The organism is Paraburkholderia sp. BCC1886, from assembly GCF_900996245.1.
Taxonomy (GTDB): Bacteria; Pseudomonadota; Gammaproteobacteria; order Burkholderiales; family Burkholderiaceae; genus Paraburkholderia.
Genome location: NZ_CAAJGK010000041.1, coordinates 69688 through 87212, shown reverse-complemented (window position 1 = coordinate 87212; position 17525 = coordinate 69688). Strand labels below are relative to the sequence as shown.

The 17525-nt window shown below is 62.7% G+C and carries 17 protein-coding genes; 5 read left to right on the top strand and 12 right to left on the bottom strand.

Features of this window, described 5'->3' with window-relative positions; translation table 11 throughout:
- Positions 1-2: 2 nt before the first annotated feature.
- Complete coding sequence (locus FQ746_RS10245; protein WP_144109067.1) at positions 3-1160, top strand: CmpA/NrtA family ABC transporter substrate-binding protein; 1158 nt, start codon at positions 3-5, stop codon at positions 1158-1160.
- A gap of 60 nt (positions 1161-1220) precedes the next feature.
- Here the strand turns inward: FQ746_RS10245 and rhaS are convergent, their stop codons facing one another.
- From rhaS to rhaM, 6 genes are all read right to left on the bottom strand, one after another.
- Positions 1221-2228, bottom strand: coding sequence for a rhamnose ABC transporter substrate-binding protein (gene rhaS, locus FQ746_RS10240; protein ID WP_144109065.1), 1008 nt, complete (start codon positions 2226-2228; stop codon positions 1221-1223).
- A gap of 101 nt (positions 2229-2329) precedes the next feature.
- Positions 2330-3349 carry an ABC transporter permease gene (locus FQ746_RS10235; RefSeq protein ID WP_144109063.1) on the bottom strand — a complete coding sequence of 340 codons (1020 nt, stop codon included), beginning with the start codon at positions 3347-3349 and terminating at the stop codon, positions 2330-2332.
- On the bottom strand, positions 3342-4412 hold the full coding sequence (locus FQ746_RS10230) for an ABC transporter permease (RefSeq protein ID WP_144109061.1): 1071 nt from the start codon (positions 4410-4412) through the stop codon (positions 3342-3344). The genes FQ746_RS10235 and FQ746_RS10230 overlap by 8 nt, the downstream gene beginning before the upstream one ends.
- The gene (locus tag FQ746_RS10225) at positions 4409-5938 is read right to left on the bottom strand and encodes a sugar ABC transporter ATP-binding protein (RefSeq protein WP_144109059.1); all 1530 of its coding nucleotides are present in this window, start codon (positions 5936-5938) and stop codon (positions 4409-4411) included. The genes FQ746_RS10230 and FQ746_RS10225 overlap by 4 nt, the downstream gene beginning before the upstream one ends.
- A gap of 45 nt (positions 5939-5983) precedes the next feature.
- Positions 5984-6877, bottom strand: coding sequence for an amidohydrolase family protein (locus FQ746_RS10220; protein WP_144109057.1), 894 nt, complete (start codon positions 6875-6877; stop codon positions 5984-5986).
- A gap of 23 nt (positions 6878-6900) precedes the next feature.
- On the bottom strand, positions 6901-7224 hold the full coding sequence (gene rhaM / locus FQ746_RS10215; protein WP_144109055.1) for an L-rhamnose mutarotase: 324 nt from the start codon (positions 7222-7224) through the stop codon (positions 6901-6903).
- 185 nt (positions 7225-7409) lie between these two features.
- On the opposite strand from rhaM, the gene FQ746_RS10210 reads away from it, so the two are divergent.
- Positions 7410-8465, top strand: coding sequence for a LysR family transcriptional regulator (locus FQ746_RS10210; protein WP_260853970.1), 1056 nt, complete (start codon positions 7410-7412; stop codon positions 8463-8465).
- 15 nt (positions 8466-8480) lie between these two features.
- Here the strand turns inward: FQ746_RS10210 and FQ746_RS10205 are convergent, their stop codons facing one another.
- From FQ746_RS10205 to FQ746_RS10190, 4 genes are all read right to left on the bottom strand, one after another.
- Positions 8481-9263, bottom strand: a complete 783-nt coding sequence (locus FQ746_RS10205) for an SDR family NAD(P)-dependent oxidoreductase (protein WP_144109634.1) — start codon at positions 9261-9263, stop codon at positions 8481-8483.
- 41 nt (positions 9264-9304) lie between these two features.
- The gene (gene rhmD, locus FQ746_RS10200; protein ID WP_144109053.1) at positions 9305-10483 is read right to left on the bottom strand and encodes an L-rhamnonate dehydratase; all 1179 of its coding nucleotides are present in this window, start codon (positions 10481-10483) and stop codon (positions 9305-9307) included.
- A gap of 76 nt (positions 10484-10559) precedes the next feature.
- Positions 10560-11885 (bottom strand): MFS transporter, encoded by a 1326-nt coding sequence (locus FQ746_RS10195; RefSeq protein ID WP_144109051.1) that lies wholly within the window; start codon positions 11883-11885, stop codon positions 10560-10562.
- Between the two features lie 113 nt (positions 11886-11998).
- Positions 11999-12751 carry an SDR family NAD(P)-dependent oxidoreductase gene (locus FQ746_RS10190; RefSeq protein WP_144109049.1) on the bottom strand — a complete coding sequence of 251 codons (753 nt, stop codon included), beginning with the start codon at positions 12749-12751 and terminating at the stop codon, positions 11999-12001.
- Positions 12752-13362: 611 nt separating this feature from the next.
- Here FQ746_RS10190 and FQ746_RS10180 point away from each other — a divergent pair.
- Positions 13363-13581: a hypothetical protein gene (locus tag FQ746_RS10180; protein ID WP_144109047.1), complete on the top strand. Its 219-nt coding sequence runs from the start codon at positions 13363-13365 to the stop codon at positions 13579-13581.
- 49 nt (positions 13582-13630) lie between these two features.
- On the opposite strand, the gene FQ746_RS10175 is transcribed toward FQ746_RS10180, so the two are convergent.
- Positions 13631-14887, bottom strand: coding sequence for an MFS transporter (locus FQ746_RS10175; RefSeq protein WP_144109045.1), 1257 nt, complete (start codon positions 14885-14887; stop codon positions 13631-13633).
- Positions 14888-15263: 376 nt separating this feature from the next.
- Here FQ746_RS10175 and FQ746_RS10170 point away from each other — a divergent pair, with 376 nt between their 5' ends.
- Together FQ746_RS10170 and FQ746_RS10165 are read left to right on the top strand one after the other, a co-directional pair.
- Positions 15264-15566, top strand: coding sequence for a hypothetical protein (locus FQ746_RS10170; RefSeq protein ID WP_144109043.1), 303 nt, complete (start codon positions 15264-15266; stop codon positions 15564-15566).
- A gap of 611 nt (positions 15567-16177) precedes the next feature.
- The gene (locus FQ746_RS10165) at positions 16178-16501 is read left to right on the top strand and encodes an H-NS family nucleoid-associated regulatory protein (RefSeq protein WP_144109041.1); all 324 of its coding nucleotides are present in this window, start codon (positions 16178-16180) and stop codon (positions 16499-16501) included.
- A gap of 106 nt (positions 16502-16607) precedes the next feature.
- Here the strand turns inward: FQ746_RS10165 and FQ746_RS10160 are convergent, their stop codons facing one another.
- Positions 16608-17150, bottom strand: a complete 543-nt coding sequence (locus FQ746_RS10160) for a low molecular weight phosphatase family protein (protein WP_144109039.1) — start codon at positions 17148-17150, stop codon at positions 16608-16610.
- Positions 17151-17525 lie beyond the last annotated feature (375 nt).

The following is a 17525-nucleotide window of genomic DNA, read 5'->3' as shown; positions in this document are numbered from 1 at the left end:
TCATGAACGTTCCCTCGCCCACCGGCCCGACGACTTCTGCCCCATCCGGGCCTCTGGAAAAAACGCATCTGCGGCTGGGTTTCGTCGCATTGTCCGACGCCGCCCCGCTGATCGCCGCGAAGCTGCTCGAATTCGGCCATGCGCACGGTCTGACGCTGGAACTGTCGCGTCAACCTTCGTGGGCAGCCGTGCGCGACAAGCTTCTTTCCGGCGATCTCGACGCCGCGCATTCTCTATACGGGCTCGTCTACGGCGTGCAACTCGGCTTGGGCGGTCCGCAGACGGAAATGGCCGTGCTGATGGTGCTCAACCGCAACGGCCAGGCCATCACCCTGTCGAACCGCCTCGCCGATGCATTCGCCGAACGCGGCAGCCTGCCCGCCGCACTGGCCACGCTCGGCCGCAAACCGGTGTTCGCGCAGACTTTCCCGACCGGCACGCACGCGATGTGGCTCGACTACTGGCTCGCATCGCAAGGGGTGGATCCACTGCGCGACATCGAGAGCGTCGTGATTCCGCCGCCGCAAATGGTCGCCGCGCTGGCTGCGGACAAGCTCGACGGTTTCTGCGTCGGCGAACCGTGGAACGAGATGGCCGAGGCGAACGGCGTCGGCCGGACTATCGCCTATACGAGCGAAGTGTGGCCGGATCACCCGGAGAAAGTGCTGGCCTGCCGGCGCGATTTCGTCGATGCGCATCCGAACACGGCGCGCGCGCTCGTGCGAACCATGCTGGAAGCGTGCCGCTGGCTGGACGGCGCCGGACATCGCGACGAGATCGCGCGCTGGCTCGCGCAGCCGGACTACATCGGCATCGATGAAGCGCTGATCGCGGCGCGGCTGGGCGAGCCGATTGCGGCGTCTGCGCCGCGCGGGCTGCCCATGCGTTTCTTCGATCACGGCGCGGTGAATTTTCCAAGGGCTATAGAAGGCGCGTGGTTTCTCACGCAATTCGAGCGCTGGGGAATGATCGATCCGCGTGGCGATTACGCGGCACTGGCCGCGCGCGTCAATCAGACCGGACTCTATCGTGAAGCCGCCGCGCAGGTAGGCGTCGCAGTGCCGGACGATGCGATGGAACAGGCGTTCATCGACGGCAAGGTATGGGGGGACCGCACGGACGTCGGGCGCTTTGCGAGCAGCTTTCCGATCCGCCGGTAGGACAAAGACCGTTTCCGGTACGCATCGGGACCCCGATTCGTACCGGTCGCTCTCGCCCGCTTAAAAATTAAAATTATCGATATTGCTCGAATCGAACGTGGTCGGCGGTCCGAGGATGATTTCGCCTTGCGGTCCGATCGTGCGCTTACCGAGCTTGCCGGCGTCGAACGACTCGCCCTCTTTACCCGTAATCGCACCCGAGGCCAGGCTCGCCGCTGCATACGCGGCCAGATAGCCAAGCTGGTTCGGATCCCACAACTGGAACGCCTTGACCGTGCCGTTCTTGACGAACGCGCGCATCTGGTTCGGCGTGCCGAGGCCGGTCACCTGCACCTTGCCCTTGCTCGACGACGTCGAGATATAACGCGCCGCCGCCGCGATACCGACCGTCGTGGGCGAAACGATCGCCTTCAGATTCGGATACGCCTGCAGCAAACCCTGCGTCTCGACGAACGACTTCTGATCGTCGTCGTTACCGTAGGCGATTTTGACGAGCTTGATCTTCGAATACTCGGGCTTCTTCAACTCCTCCTGCATCCACTTGATCCACGTGTTCTGGTTGGTCGCGTTCGGCGTGGCCGACAGCACCGCGAACTCGCCCTCGCCGCCCATCAGCTTCGCGACCAGTTGAATCTGGCCGCGGCCGATGCCTTCCGCGTTCGCCTGATTGACGAACAGTTGCCGGCCGTCCGGCGCCGTGTCCGAGTCGAAGGTCACCACTTTCACGCCTTGCGACATGGCTTTTTTCAGGTATGGCACGACTGCGTTGGCGTCGTTGGCCGCGATCACGATCGCGTCCTGACGCTGCGTGATGAGCGTATTGATGTACTGCACCTGCGACGACGCGCCCGCATCCGACGGCCCGACCACCTTGCCCACGCCGTTGATCTCCTTGATCGCGGCGAGCCCGCCGTCGTCGGCGATCACTTCGTACGGGTTGTTGATCTGCTTGGGCACGAAGGCGATTTTCAGGCCGCTCTTCAGGCCCGCCGCGCTCGCCGCGCAACTGATGGCGATCAGCGCGACGCAAAGCGCCGCTTTGCCGGTGTGACGTAAAGGTTGGTTCATCGAGTGTCTCCTGCGTTGTTGTCGGACCTTGTGATGTCCGGGTTTGTCGATAGGGTCGAGGCTTTGAAGCCTACGGTTGCTCATGAAACGTCACGAAAAACTCACGACGACGACGCCACCGACTTCGCGATGAAGCGCCGGTCGCGCGCGGCACGCCAGCGCGCCACCAGGTTCGGAATCAGCACCGAAGCCAGCAACAGCGCGCCGGTCACGATGGTCAGCGTTTCGCTCGACACGTCGTCGAGCGTCAGCGCATTTTTCAGCACGCCGATGATCAGCAGCGACAGCAACACGCCGATCATCGAGCCGCGTCCGCCGAAAATACTCACGCCGCCGAACAGCACCGCGGCGATCACCGACAGTTCGAAGCCTTCGCCGTTATCGCCGCGCGCGCTGGTGAAGCGCAACGTGTAGACGACGCCGGCCAGCGCGCTCATTGCGCCCGACAACACGAACAGACGCAGCCGCAGCTTCGCCACTTCGATACCGGAGAACGCGGCAGCGGTCGGGTTCGCGCCGATCGCATAAAGACTGCGGCCAAACGCGGTGGACTGCAGCAGCACGGTGAACACGACCGCCGCGACGATCACGATGGCAAACGGCAGCGGAATAAAACTCGAGCCCACCGTATTCATGCCGAAGGCCGTGTATGCCGCCGGAAAATCCGCCACCGCCTGATCGCCGAGCAGCACGTACGCAAGGCCGCGAAACAGCGCCAGCGTGCCGATCGTCACGGCGAGCGAGGGCAGATTCAGCTTGACGATCACGAGCCCGTTCAGCAGCCCCGCCAGCGCGCCGGCGATCAGCACCAGCACGATCACGACCGGCATCGGCAAGCCCATGTGCCACAGCACGCCCATCAAGGCGCTGGACGCGCCCAGCACCGACGCCACCGACAGATCGATTTCCGCAGCGACGATAATCAGCGTCATGGGCAAGGCCATCAACGCGATTTCGGTCAGATCGGCGAGTACGTTGCTGAGGTTCGCGCCGCTCAGAAACACCGGCGACAACCAGCGGCCGAGGCCGAGCGACAGAATCAGCACGATGACCAGCAAGACTTCCCACTGCAGCGGCGTTTCGCGTTTGCGCGTGAGCAGCGCGGAATCGGGTTTAGCCATGATCGCGTTTCCTCATCATGCGTTGAGCGACGGAGCGGGCCAGCAAGGTATCGGCGGTGATCGCGGCGACGATCAGCGCACCTTCGATAGCCTGCTCCCAGAAAGGCGACACGTGCAGCACGACCAGCGCAATGCTGATCACACCGAGCACGAGGGCGCCGAGCGTAGCGCCGAGTATCGTGCCGACACCGCCGGTAATCGCGACGCTACCCACCACGGCCGCCGCGACCACCTGTAGTTCGATGCCCTTGGCCGTGCTGGCATCCACGGTGCCGAAGCGCGCGAGCCACAGCGCGCCTGCAAAGCCGGCAATCGCGCCCGACATCAGAAAGCCCGCCATCACACGCCGTTCGACGTTGACGCCGGCCAGCCGCGCCGCTTCCGGATTCGAGCCGATCGCATAATGCTCGCGGCCGCCGCGGAACTGCTTCAGATAGATAGCGAGTCCGACCAGCACCACCACGGCGATCAACGCCAACGTCGGGATGCCGAGCAAGGTGCCGTTGGCGAGGCCGGAAAACGCGTCGGGCAGACTGGTTGCGTTGATCTGGCCGCCGTGCACCCACGCGTAATCCGCGCCGCGAAAGATGTAGAGCGTGGACAGCGTCGCGACCAGCGAGGGCACGCGCCCGACCGCGACCAGCAGCGCGTTTATACCGCCCGCCACCAGCCCGATGCCAAGGCCCGCCGCCAGCGCAACCAGCACGGGCATATGCGGAAACGCGACGTACAGCGCGCCGACCGCGTACGCACTTACGCCGACCGTCGAGCCGACCGACAGATCGATATGCCGCATCAGAATGACGACGGTCATCCCCGCCGTCAGCAGACTGATGATCGACACGTTCAGCAACACGTCGCGCAGATTCTGCAGATTCAGGAACTGCGGCTTCGCGAGGCCGGTACCGACGACCAGCAGGATCAGCACCACGAACAGCGTGGTCTCGCGGCTCTTCGCGATGCCGGCCAGAAAACCGCCGGGCGCCTGCGCCGCGCGTTTGGGCGCCGGGTTTTGATCCGGCGCGCGGACCGGCGCCGGATGAGTCGATGAATGGCGCATCATGCGGCGGCTCCCAGCGGTGGAATCGGTTGGCCGAGCGCGGCGCCCATGATGCGTTCTTCGTCGGCGTCGGCACGGGCGATATCCGCGCTGATCCGCCCTTCGTGCATGACCAGCACGCGGTCGGCCATGCCCAGCACTTCCGGTAATTCGCTCGATATCATCAGCACCGCCATGCCGTCGCGCACCAGTTCGGCGAGCGCGCCGTACACCTCGGCTTTCGCGCCGACGTCGATACCGCGAGTGGGCTCGTCGATGATCAGCACTTTCGGGCCGGTTGCGAGCCATTTGCCCAGCACGACTTTCTGCTGATTGCCACCCGACAGCGTGCCTACCGGCGCGTTCGGATCGCCCGCTTTCAGACGCAAGCGCGTGCCCCACCGGTTCGCCAGTTCGGTCTCGCTGCGTGCGGAAATCAGGCCGTGTTTGACGAGCCGTCCGAGCACCGTCATCGACGCGTTGCGCGCGATGCTCAGTTCCAGCGCGAGGCCTTGTTGCCGGCGATCTTCCGGCACCAGCGCGAGGCCCGCGCGCACCGCGGCGGCGGGACTTCCCGGCGTGAGCCGCTTGCCGGCAAGCGAAATCTCACCCGAATCGAGCGGGTCGATACCGAAGATCGCGCGCGCCACTTCGCTGCGTCCCGCGCCGACAAGGCCGGCCAGCGCGACGATTTCCCCCGCGCGCACCTCGAACGAAATGTCCTTGAACACGCCGATGCGCGTCAGCCCCCGCACCGACAAACGCACCTCGCCAGGCGGACGGTCGGCTTTCGGATAGAACGTTTCCAGATCGCGGCCCACCATGCGGCTGACGATGCCTTCGGTGGTCAGGTCCGCGGTCAGGCCGTCGAACACCTTCGCGCCGTCGCGCATGATCGTGACGCGCTGCGTCAGCGCAAACACCTCGTCGAGCCGGTGCGTGATGAACAGAATCGCCACGTCGCGCTCGCGCAGTTTGCGCACGATCGCGAACAGCCGCTCGACTTCGGGTAGAGATAGCGCCGCGGTCGGCTCGTCCATAATCAGCACGTTCGCGTTCAGCGACAACGCCTTGGCGATTTCGATCACCTGCTGATCCGCAATCGACAGACCGCGCACCAGCTGATCCGCCCGCAGATCCACGCCGAGCGAGTTCAGCAGACCATCCACTTCGCGCCGCATCGCGTCGTATTGAATGCGGCCAAAGCGGTCGACGGGCTGGCGTCCCATGAAGATGTTCTCCGCGATCGACAGATCGAAGAACAGCGTCGGTTCCTGATAGATCACCGCGAGCCCGGCGTCGCGCGCTTCGGCGGGCGTGGCGAAGCGCCGCGCTTCGCCGGCTACGCGCAATTCGCCGCCGTCCGGTTGATGCACGCCCGCCAGGATTTTGACGAGCGTCGATTTGCCCGCGCCGTTTTCGCCGAGCAGCGCATGCACTTCTCCCGGCCAGAGCACGAGGTCGCCGTCGGAGAGCGCACGGACCCGGCCGAACGATTTGCTCGCATGCCGTAGTTCGAGTCTCGGCACCGCGGATGTGGGTTGCTGCACTGCGTGTCTCCTTCTTTTATTCGCTGCGGTGAACCACTTTCAAATTCAGATACGGTAAAGCCGTTCCGCGTTACCGACGAACAGCGCCTCTTTCTCCGTGCCGCTCGCGCCTTCCACGATTGCCGCGTACGCGCGCCACAACGCCGTGTAAGTGCCGAACAGGCGGTCGACCGGAAAGTTCGACGCGAACATCGCGCGCCCGACACCGAACGCATCGATGGCTTCGAGCACGTAAGGCCGCAGGCTCTCCACCGTCCAGTCATGATCGAACATCGCGAGCCCGCTGATCTTCACCGCGACGTTCGGACACGCAGCAAGCAGGCGCAGGCCGTCACGCCACGCGCGATAACCCGCTACGCTGCTGCGATCGACGAACATGCCCGCATGGTTGACGATGAACTGCGTATCGCCATGCTCGCGCGCGAGCGCGGCGGCCTCTTCCATTTGCGACGGATACAGTTGCAGATCGAACGACAGGTCGTAACGCCGCAGCAACGCGAAATGCGCGCGCCATTGCGGCTCGCGCATGAAATGACGGCCGACGTAATCGAACAGCTTGTCGGAGTGCACGTTCAGAATCTGGCGGATACCGCGCGTGTTCGCGAACGCCGCATGCGCTTCGAGCAAGGCCGGCGCGTTATCGGCCGCCAGGTCCACAGCGGCGACGATCGCATTGGGCATGCCGCGCGATGCCGGACGATCCGCCAACGACTGCAGCCAGCGGGTTTCCTCGACTGGATCGGCGGGATCGTGATTCGCTTCCACGTGCACGAGTTTCAGCACCTCGATATCGCCCGCTTCGCCGAGCAGATCGTCCAGCAGATAGTCGTGCTTCAACGCGCGCGCGTCGCCCACGAACGACACGCCCGGGTTCTCCAGCCACGGATAGCGATGCGTCTTCAAATCCCACAGATGAATATGCGAATCGACCACCTGCATGCGATTTCCTCCGCCAACGGGGCTCAAGCTGGTGAATGCAAATGAAAGACCGGCTCGAGCGGTTGTTCGAGCGGTGTATGGTCGGGCGCGGTCTGCATGATGTCGGCCATGTAATCCCACCATTTGCGCATGACGTCCTGCTGCGGCAACGTGGCCATACGATGATTCGTGGTGCGCGTGAGCACCGCGAACAGATGGTTCGATTCGGCGTCGAAGAAAATCCGGTAGTCGTGCACGCCCGCATCGCGCAGCGCATCGACCAGCTCCGGCCAGATTTGCGCATGACGTCGTTCGTATTCCTCGCGCATGCCGGGGTTGAGCACCATCCGGAAAGCGATTGTCTCCATTGCGGCCTGTCTCCTGTCGTATTCGGACGCGTTGCCGGCCTCGCTGGGCACACGTCCGATGCGACTATAATTCCTGCGTCGATAGCATCTCAATCCGAGTTTGGGATTGGGCGATCCGCAAACCGGATCGCAGCAACACCCGCATTCCATCCCGTACTACATCGCACACCACCTGCACCGGAATCATGAGCCAACACTCAGCTGCCGTCGCACTCGTCAACCGGCTCAAGTTCAAGCACCTCGCGTTGCTCGTCGCGCTGGACGACGCACGCAATCTTCATCAGGCCGCCGAGGCCGTCAACGTGGCGCAACCGAGCGCGAGCCGCATGCTCGGCGATATCGAAGACGCGTTCGGCTTCCTGCTGTTCGAGCGCAACGCGCGCGGCATGACGCCCACGCCGCTCGGCGTCGTCACGCTCGCCTATGCGCGCCGGGCACTTGCCGAGTTGACGCGCTTCGCCGAAGACCTCGACGTCAAACGGCGCGGCGGACATGGGCAACTGACCGTCGGCGCGATCATGGGCGCGGCGCCCGATCTGCTGGCCATGGCCGTCGCCGCATTGAAAACCGAAAGCCCGCTGCTCAACGTGCGCATTCTCGGCGAGACCAGCGACCAGGTCGTGCAACTGCTGCACCGCCGTGAGGTCGATCTCGCGTTGGGCCGCCTGACCAGTCCTTTGCAGCACAACGACTTCAGCTTCGAACCGCTCGCGAGAGAGACCTTGCTGTTGGTCGTGCGCTCCGTGCATCCGCTCGCGCAGCGTGCACGCGTCAGCTTGCGCGAACTGATCGACTGGCCGTGGGTTGCGCAGCCCGTCACGAGTCCGGCGCGCGTGCTGTTCGAAGAAGAGCTTGCGCGCGCGGGGCTCGCGACGCCGGTCAACCTGACCGAATGCGCGTCGATCTTCGCGACCTTGCAACTGCTCGAGAATTACGATGCGATTGCAATGCTGCCCGAGTCGGTCGTGCGCGATCACGTGCGCGGCAAATTGCTGGTCGCACTGCCGCTCGAAATCGGCAAGAGCCTTGCGGGGTTCGGCATTCTCACGCGCAAGGAAGAAACGCTCGCCGAGCCGGCGCTGCGCTTCATCGACCTGTTGCGCGGCTTCTCGCACAAGCTCGCGCGCGACGCCGGTGCCGGTGTCGATGGTGGTGAGGCCAGCACTATGCACGACACCGCGCACGACACCGCGCACGACACGCCGCCCGAGTCTCTGATCGCGTCCGCACCGGTCGATTGAATTCGGCATCGTGCGCTACTGCAGGTTGACGAACAGACCGCCGTCCACCAGCAACGCGGCGCCGGTCACATAGCGCGCGCGATCGGACGCGAGAAACGTCACGCAGTCGGCCACGTCTTCCGGACGACCCAACCGGCCGAGCGGAATACGCTTCTCGAAGTACGCTTTTTTCGCTTCGTCCGCGAGATCTTCCGCGTTCAGATCGGTGGCAATGGTGCCGGGCATCACCGAGTTGCAGCGAATTCCGTAAGGCCCCAACGCGACCGCGCACGATTGCATGAGCGAATGCACGCCGGCCTTCGTCGGCGTGTAATGCGTCTGCATGCCGCCGCCCACTAGCGCGCTGATCGAACTCGTCGCGACGATCGCGCCGCCCGTGCCCTGCGCTTTCATCTGCTGCGCCGCGGCTTGCGTGACGAAGAACGCGCCGTTCAGATTGACGCCCACCGTCGACTCGAGAATTTCCGCCGGCATATCCAGAAACGCGTGAAACGGACAGATGCCCGCGTTGCTCGCCAGCACGTCCACCTTGCCGAACGCCTCGACGGTCTGACGCACCAGTTGCTGGCCGGTCTCGCGCGCGGCGACGTTCCCTTCGACGGCAATCACGCGCCGCCCCAGCGACTCGATCTCTTCGATCACTTCGGCCACCGCGGAGCGGCGGCCATACGAGGCATCGTTATCGCCCCAGTAGTTGATCGCCACGTCCGCACCTTCGGCGGCGCATGCAACCGCGATGGCCCGGCCGATGCCGCGCGAGCCGCCGGTGACGATCACGACCTTGTCCTTGAGCAACACGTCCATTCTCCTTTCCTGGGTTCGTCACACTGAAAGCGCGATCATCGCGGATACGGCCGCACCAGCGCGCATTCCGGGTTCAGCCGCACGCCGAAGCCCGGCGTGTCCGGCACCTTCATGCGGCCGTTCACGGGCACGGGCTCGTCGAGCAGCAGCGGCGTGAACATCGGCACGACTTCGTCGGCCTTGGGCGCCATCATCAGAAATTCGGCGAACGGCGAGTTATGCCGCGTGACGACGAAGTGATAGCTGTACACCGACGACCCATGCGGCACGACCATCACGTTGTGGGCGTCGGCCAGCGCGGAAATCTTGATGAGTTCGGTAATGCCGCCGCACCAGCCCACGTCCGGCTGGATCAGATCGCAGCACTGCATTTCAAGCAACATGCGAAAGCCCCAACGGGTGGCCTCGTGTTCGCCGGTCGACACCATCATGCCGCGCGGCACGTTGCGGCGCAGTTCGGCGTAACCCCAGTAGTCGTCCGGCGGCAGGCATTCTTCGATCCACTTCAGTCCGTATTCATGCGCGCCTCGTGCGAGCCGCGTTGCATACGGCACGTCGAGACTCATCCAGCAGTCGTACATCAGCCAGAAGTCGTCGCCGACACGGCTGCGCATGTCCGCCAGTTTCTCGAGATTCTGCTTGAGCCCCGCCTCGCCTTCGGCCGGACCGTGCTGCAAAGGCAGCTTGCCGCCGATGAAACCCATCTCCTTCGCGAGATCGGGCCGCGCGCCGGTCGCATAGAACACCAGCTCGTCGCGCACCGGTCCGCCCAATAGTTGATACACCGGCTCCTTGCGCACCTTCGCGAGCAGATCCCAAAGAGCGAGATCGACGCCTGAAATCGTGTTGAGCACCACGCCCTTACGACCGTAGTACAGCGTCGAGTAATACATCTGATCCCACATCTTCTCGATGTCGGTCACCAGTTGCCCTTCGAGGAAACGCGCCAGATGCTTCTCGACGATAAACGCGCCGATCTCGCCGCCGGTCGTCACCGCAAAGCCGACGGTGCCGTCGCTTGCCTCGATTTCCACCACCAGCGTGCCGAGCACGTTGATGCCGAACGACTGACGGCTCTGCCGATACTCGGGATAACGCGACATCGGCGTGGCAATGTGATCGTCGATCCAGTGTCCACCGGGTTGGTCGTGATAGTCCGCACCGCCGCCGCGAACGATGAAGGCACGCACGTGCCGGATAGTGGGCATGGCCATGAAAAGGGGCTCCGTGAAGGATGCTGTCAGAAATTGCAGCGAATGGGCCGTTAAAAAACGCGGCTGGAAATTGCGTCTAGCGGACGCGGCGCAGAACCGATTGCGACGGCAGCGGATACGCGGTCTCACGGCGCAACAGCGTGCCGATCATCAGCGCGGCCAGCAGGCTCGACAGACCGAGCACCACGAGTCCCGCCGAGGTCGATGAAAATGCGTGCTCGGCGGCGGTCCGCAAACTCGGTGCGATGAAACCGCCGAGCCCGCCCAGCGAATTGATCAAGGCGATGCCGCCCGCCGCCGCCGCGCCGGTCAGGTAGCGCGTGGGAAACGTCCAGAACAGCGGTTGCGCCGCGATAAACCCGCTCGCCGCGCAGCACAGCGCGAGCAGACCGAGCGCCGGGTTGTGCGCGAGCCCCGAGACGGCGATGCCGAGTCCCGCCAGCACCAGCAACGCCACCGACCAGCGTCGATGGCTGCCAAACCGGTCCGCGCGACGCGGCACGTACCACGTGACGGCCAGTGCGCACAGCCACGGCAACGCCGCCACCAGACCCACGCGGAAACCCACCGTGGTGCCGAGCAACGCCGCAACCTGCTGCGGCAGATAGAAGATCACGCCGTACACGCTCATCTGGATCAGCAGATAGATGGCCGAGAGCAGCAACACCCGGCGATCGAGCAAGGCCCCGAGAATGCGATGCGGACCATGCGCGGACGCGGCGAGCGCATCGTCGTCGAGCGCGGCGCGCAGCGTCGCGCGTTCCTGCGCGTCGAGCCAGCGCGCGTCTTCAGGACGGTTGTCGAGATACCAGAACGCCCACACGCCGACCACCGACGCCAACGCGCCTTCGATCAGAAACAGCCATTGCCAGCCGGCGAGTCCCAACGCGCCATGCAACTCCAGCAACGACCCCGACAACGGACTGCCGAAAATAAACGCCAGCGGCGCGCCGAAATAAAACACGCCAACTGCGCGAGCACGCGACGCCTGCGGAAACCAGTGCGTCAGGTAATAGATCACGCCGGGGAAGAAGCCCGCTTCGGCCACGCCGAGCAGAAAGCGCAGCGTGTAGAACGCCGCCGGTGTGTGAGCGAGCGACATCGCCGCGGACACGAGCCCCCACGTCACCATGATCCGGCACATCCACACGCGCGCCCCGAACCGGTGCAGCAGCAGATTGCTGGGCACCTCGAACAACGCATAGCCGATGAAGAACACTCCTGCACCGAAAGCGAATGCCGCGTTCGACAGACCCGTGTCGTGCTGCAAGGCTTTCTGCGCGAAGCCGATGTTCGCGCGGTCGAGAAACGCCAGCACGTACATCAGCAGAAGGAACGGCAACAACCGGCGCATGACCTTGCCGTCGATCGCCGTCAGTGTTGCGGGCGCTTGCGCGTTCATGTCGTCTCCTTCCTGTCAGTGCCGCGCTGTGCGCGTGCTGCTGTTTTTTTATGTGATGCTGGATGGTGCTTCGCGGGTTCTTGGCGCGTGCTTGGCGCGTGCTTCAACAGATATCAGTAAGTCGCACGGCCGCCCGACAGATCGAACACCGAGCCCGTGCTGAACGCGCAATCTTCCGACGACAGCCACAGAATCAGCGACGCAGCTTCTTCCGGCAACAGGAAGCGGTTCATGGGGATTTTCGACAGCATGTAGTCGATATGCTGCTGCGACATCGAATCGAAAATTTCGGTTTTGGCCGCTGCGGGCGTGACGGCATTCACGAGAATGTTCTTCGTCGCGAGTTCCTTGCCGAGGGATTTGGTCAGGCCGATGAGCCCGGCCTTGGACGCGCTGTAATGCGAGGCGTTGGGGTTGCCTTCCTTACCCGCGACCGACGAGATATTGACGATGCGGCCGTAACCCTGTTTGAGCATCTGCGGCACGACTGCGCGACAGGTGAGATACGGGCCGATCAGATTCACGTCGATCACGCGGCGCCACACGTCGGGCTCCAGTTCCCAGGTCGTGCCGTTGCCGCCGGTAATGCCCGCGCAGTTGATCAGCACGTCGATCGCGCCATGCTCGGCGACCGTTTGCGCGACCGCCTGGGCGACGACCGCTTCCTGGGTCAACTCGACGCTGACGGCCGTGACCTTGCCGTGTTCGCTGAGTTCGCGCTGGCTGCGCGCGAGACGGTCGGCGTCGACGTCCCACAGTGCCACCGATGCGCCCGAATTGAGCGCCCGTTGCGCCACTGCGTAGCCGATGCCACGCGCACCGCCAGTGATGGCGACAACGCGCCCTTCCAGATCGATCCGATTCATCGCTTGTCTCCTGACTCGTTGTATTACCGCTGTCTTTGATGAGGCGTGGCGACAATATACGAGCGCCGCGATGCGCTAACAATTCGAGTATTGGAGAGGGCGATAACAAAAGCGGATCGGGTCAATGTCGACCAGGATGAATGTTGCAGCGGACACACGTTGACCTATCCGCCTCACTTCTATCGCTTGAAAACCTGTATATTCATACAGTACCCAACACCCCCCGACTCAAAGCGCTGCGAAGGAGAATCTGTGAAAACCGCCGGACTAATCGTACTGATGACCTTGCTCACTCCATCTGCATTCGCAGCGGGCGGCTATGTCGAGGTATGGAATCCGCCCGAATCTCGCATAGGGGCGCCTCATCGCACGAAAACCGCATCGCACCGGTCACTGCACAGGCATGGACCGATGCATATCGTCAAACTCCGGTCGCGGCAATCGTCCGCACCGGTCGCAAAGTTAGCCAGCAGGCCGGGCAATTCCAGCAATGCGCATGACGCCTTGCCCGCCAAAACACCTAATATGTCGGACATCCCCCGGCAAATCACGCCCGAGGGCAATGTGCTGAGGGTCGGCGCTCAAGGACTATCCGCGGGGGTAACACGCTAATGGAATCGGAGATTTACCACGGCTACAACGTCTGGGGCCACGCCATCCTGCAACAGGAAGACATTCTGCAGCCCGAGCGTTATGCCGCCAGCGGCACCATCACTCGCGGCGGCAAGCTCATTGAAGCGTCAGGCATTCTGGGTTATTTCGACTTCGAGAACGAAGCCCAGCACGTTGGCCTCGACTGGGCTCGCGCGTGGATCGATAGCCACGGTTGAACGAGCCGCACGCAAGCGAGGCGGCTCATCGCGCTACCGATCACGCGAGCTAGCATTGACCATCCGTGCACGCAGGCGCAACCATCGCCTTGGCCGGCGCGCTCGCTCCTGCCCTTCCGAAACTCGCCAACGCCGCCAGTCCCAACAAGGCCAGCCCACTGCCGAGTAGAAAGTCGGCGGAAATGCCCACATGGTCGACCACCACGCCGCCCACCAGCGACCCCACCGCAATCGCAATCTGAATCACGCTGACGAAAAGCGCCGAGCCGGCTTCCGGTGCATCGGGCGTCGCACGTTGAATCCAGATACTGCAGCACAACGGCAATGCGCCGAACGCCATGCCCCAGGTCAGCACCAGCACGACGACGCCAAGCGGTGAATGTTGCAGCAGCGGGAGCAACAACAACGAGAACATCAGCAGCGAAATGATGGTTGCGAGCGAGACCTTCAGATTGCGCGTCACCGTGGACGACGCCGCGAAGTTCGAGAAGAAACCGATGATGCCGAAGCCGAGCAGCAGCCAGGTAATCGTCGTCATGCTCATATTCGCGTTGCGTAGCATGAATGGCGTGATGTACGTGTACGAGCAGAAATGCGCGCCGAAAGCGAGCGCCACCAGCAACATGCTTCGACGCGGATGCGGCCGGCGCAGCAGCGCCACCAGATCGCGCAAACGCAACGCCGCCGCGGAAGGCAGCGACGGCACGAAGATGAATTGCGCGACGAGTGCAACAGCCACTAGCAGCGCCGTCGCCATGAACGAACCGCGCCATGAAGCGAAGCTGGCAATGAAGGTGCCGAGCGGCACGCCGATCACCGTCGCGCAGGTCACACCCGTCAGGATGATTGCCATGGCTCTGGCCGAATCCTTCGGGCGCACGAGACGTGCGGAAGCGGCGGTGGCCAGCGTCCAGAATCCGCCCAGCGCCGCCCCGAGCAACGCGCGGCCCAACAACATGACGAGGAAATTCGGCGCGAAGGCGGAGATCAGATTGGACGCCAGCAGCAAGGCCGTCAGCAGAATGAACACGCGCCGGCGATCCATGCTACCCGCTATCAGCACGAGGCCCGGCGCGGAGATGGCGGCGATGATGCCCGGCACGGTGACCATGAGTCCGGCCGTGCCGGGTAGCACGCCGAGTTCGGCGGCAATCCGCGGCAAGAGTCCGACCGGCAGAAACTCCGTGGTGACGAAGGCAAATGCCCCGATGGCCACGGCTATGACCGCGAGCCAGGAACGTAGGGACGACGACGCCGTCTCGTCCAGCGAGTGACTGCTCGCCGGCAGATTATCTTCGATCAACATAGATTGTTTGTGAGTCACTTAACAACGGGTGGGATTAGAGCGTTCGTCCCGTACTAATCGATTCGCGTCAATTCGTTAAATGCAATTGCACTGCAAAAGCAGGCACTTTCGCGCAGACGCAGCGGTCCGGCGAAGCTCGCCAATCGGTCAGTAAACGGGAGAAAACAGGAATGGGAGACACCTTACCATCCTCATAAAACGCTTGCTGACAACTCCGTAAAATTGCGGTCGGGCGTGGGGGTATTCGAAAAATCCCTCGACCCGATCTCCAACAAGAGCGCACCTCGTGCAGCGGGTAAAGCAGCCAGGCACAGCGCTTGCTAAACCTCGACAGATTTTTTGCCCACTCCCGTTCGCCTATAAGAGGACATCGACCATGGTTAGCACGCGCCCCTGCACTTCGACTTGCGTCATCGACGGCATGCTCGTTACCGTCACGTTTTACCCGGACAACGGCGTGTTGCGGATTGCCGATTCGAACGGGAAGTGCATCAAGGAAACACGTTGGCATGCGTCATGGCGTGCGCTGCTCGATGAGTTCCGTGGCTTCGCCGAACAATCCACGCAACTCGAAACACAATCCGGAACGCAACCCAGGCAAAACTTCGCCACGATGATCGGTCGACTCGGCGAACACGAGTCGCTCCCCTCTTCCTCGCAACAGATGGCACTCGCGTAATAGCCCCAGCAGAATCCCTTAGTCGGATTCGGTCGGGAATCCGGCCGATATCTCGTAATTGGCGGAATTCGACCATTGAGTTTTTTTAAAGCGCCCCGTTTCTCGTTTTCCTATTCGCCACTTCTGTCGGCATCCGCAATTGTTCCGATAGCCCGATCAGCCTGGTTCGAAATAAAATCAGTCGGGTCGGTGCTTAATTTGGGCCGACATGGCCAGCATTGCGTTATGATGCTGCAATAACGCAAAAAATCTGGCCTTCGCCCGGCCCGTTGCAGCAACAGGCAAGCTCCGGAGCGCAGGTAGACAACAGCCGTTCGCCATCAGCGCATCGTTACCCCGTTCTTTTAATGCAGTCGTGAATCTATCCGGCTTCATTTGCCACGCAGGCAAGCTGACGCACCACCTGAAACAATAGATCGACGCGGTATCTCGACGCAATACATCGACTCACGGAGCGACGTTTCAACGCTGCCACACGTATATCTCGATTAATACCCCACCGCGGGCCTCGTCCCATTGCATCCGTTTGCATGGGATTCGGCACATCCGCGGGGTCCCCTTGCAATCTGTAATTAACAGTACGCCGCACGCTTTAGAAGGACGAATATCTTATGGACGAAAGGAAGCGAGATAGCATCATTGCGTATCTCCGCCACCGCATGGAAGAATTTGGAATTGAACCCGAAGATCTTGCTGCCGTGCTGGCGTCCGATCCTGCCACGCAAAAGGGCGAACGCTACCGCAGCGCGACGGGTGACAGTTGGGACGGCAAGGGTGACATGCCCCAGTGGCTTAAACAGGCAATCAGCGCCGGTCAATCCATCGACCATTTCGCGCTATCGGCCACGCCCGCGCCCTCCGCGCCGCCCAAGAAACACGTGGATTGGCAAAACGACCCCTTCGCCGGCAGTCCGCTAGCGCGCTCGAACCGCTGAGCTGGAACTATCCCCAGGTGGGCGCTTTAGACGCGGATGGTTCCATGCGGTGAATTGAGTCGCCGATTAACCGCCGGCCTTCAAGGCCTGCTGCGGCTTCTCAATATTAGTTGCGCTTCTGCCCGTCGTAACCGGCTTTAGCGTTGCCGGACTTGCCTGTATGCGGGTCGCTCGGGTCGCCAGTTTCATCGCCATCACGCGCAGGCTTCTCGTACTGCGGCAATTCAATGAACGTGCTGAGTGTCCGCACGATCTGCCAGAACACCTTGTCGAATAAACGAATACGCTCGATGTCGTCGATTCCGCCTGCGAGCGGATCGGCAAAAGGCCAGTCCTCGAAATCAGGCTGACCGGGAAAGCCCGGCGCGCGCGGGCCGGCAACCGACTCGTCCATCGTCACGACCAGGTCCATGCGCGGCGCCCATTCGCCGGTGAATTCCAGCCAGCTTTTGGGGCTCAATATGCCGAGATCCGAAATACCGGGCCGCAATTGCGCGACCGCATAAGGGTGAACCCGCGTGGCCGGCTCGGGTCCTGCACTGAACGCCTCGAACCGGTGCCCCGCCAGTTCGCGCAGCAACGCCTCCGCCATGATGCTGCGCGCAGAATTCTCCCGACAGAGAAACAGCACCTTGTATTTTCTGCTCACGCTTTTCCCATGCCTTTATTTTTATAAATGCCGTCTGTCATTCTGCCGCTCCATTTCTGCGACTTCGTGACACTACGCCGCCTTAATTCCGCGCGCCACGGGAAATTTGCACCAGGCGTGGCGACCCTCGCGGCTGGCTGAGAGCATGGGAGCAGGCAAAAAAATGGCCTCGCCACTTACGCGGCGAGGCCTAATCCCATGTCAAGGAGATGTCATGGAGGAGACGGATCCATCTTAGCGGCGAGCCCGCGCACCCCCAACCAACGGTTCGCCATAAGCTTATCCAGCGCGGCTTCACGAGCATTGCAAGCGTTTTGCAACGGTCTCGCAACCGGCCTCGCCGCCGCTTTTCAGGCGCACTATGCGGCGCCGCCA

What these genes read in the sequence shown, in the direction of transcription:
- FQ746_RS10220 (WP_144109057.1), bottom strand. Translation starts at nt 6,877, where the DNA reads ATGCAGGTGGTCGATTCGCATATTCATCTGTGGGATTTGAAGACGCAT.
- FQ746_RS10165 (WP_144109041.1), top strand. Translation starts at nt 16,178, where the DNA reads ATGGACGAAAGGAAGCGAGATAGCATCATTGCGTATCTCCGCCACCGC.
- FQ746_RS10245 (WP_144109067.1), top strand. Translation starts at nt 3, where the DNA reads ATGAACGTTCCCTCGCCCACCGGCCCGACGACTTCTGCCCCATCCGGG.
- FQ746_RS10195 (WP_144109051.1), bottom strand. Translation starts at nt 11,885, where the DNA reads ATGAACGCGCAAGCGCCCGCAACACTGACGGCGATCGACGGCAAGGTC.
- rhaM (WP_144109055.1), bottom strand. Translation starts at nt 7,224, where the DNA reads ATGGAGACAATCGCTTTCCGGATGGTGCTCAACCCCGGCATGCGCGAG.
- FQ746_RS10175 (WP_144109045.1), bottom strand. Translation starts at nt 14,887, where the DNA reads ATGTTGATCGAAGATAATCTGCCGGCGAGCAGTCACTCGCTGGACGAG.
- FQ746_RS10190 (WP_144109049.1), bottom strand. Translation starts at nt 12,751, where the DNA reads ATGAATCGGATCGATCTGGAAGGGCGCGTTGTCGCCATCACTGGCGGT.
- FQ746_RS10230 (WP_144109061.1), bottom strand. Translation starts at nt 4,412, where the DNA reads ATGATGCGCCATTCATCGACTCATCCGGCGCCGGTCCGCGCGCCGGAT.
- FQ746_RS10235 (WP_144109063.1), bottom strand. Translation starts at nt 3,349, where the DNA reads ATGGCTAAACCCGATTCCGCGCTGCTCACGCGCAAACGCGAAACGCCG.
- FQ746_RS10180 (WP_144109047.1), top strand. Translation starts at nt 13,363, where the DNA reads ATGGAATCGGAGATTTACCACGGCTACAACGTCTGGGGCCACGCCATC.
- rhaS (WP_144109065.1), bottom strand. Translation starts at nt 2,228, where the DNA reads ATGAACCAACCTTTACGTCACACCGGCAAAGCGGCGCTTTGCGTCGCG.
- FQ746_RS10210 (WP_260853970.1), top strand. Translation starts at nt 7,410, where the DNA reads ATGAGCCAACACTCAGCTGCCGTCGCACTCGTCAACCGGCTCAAGTTC.
- FQ746_RS10170 (WP_144109043.1), top strand. Translation starts at nt 15,264, where the DNA reads ATGGTTAGCACGCGCCCCTGCACTTCGACTTGCGTCATCGACGGCATG.
- rhmD (WP_144109053.1), bottom strand. Translation starts at nt 10,483, where the DNA reads ATGGCCATGCCCACTATCCGGCACGTGCGTGCCTTCATCGTTCGCGGC.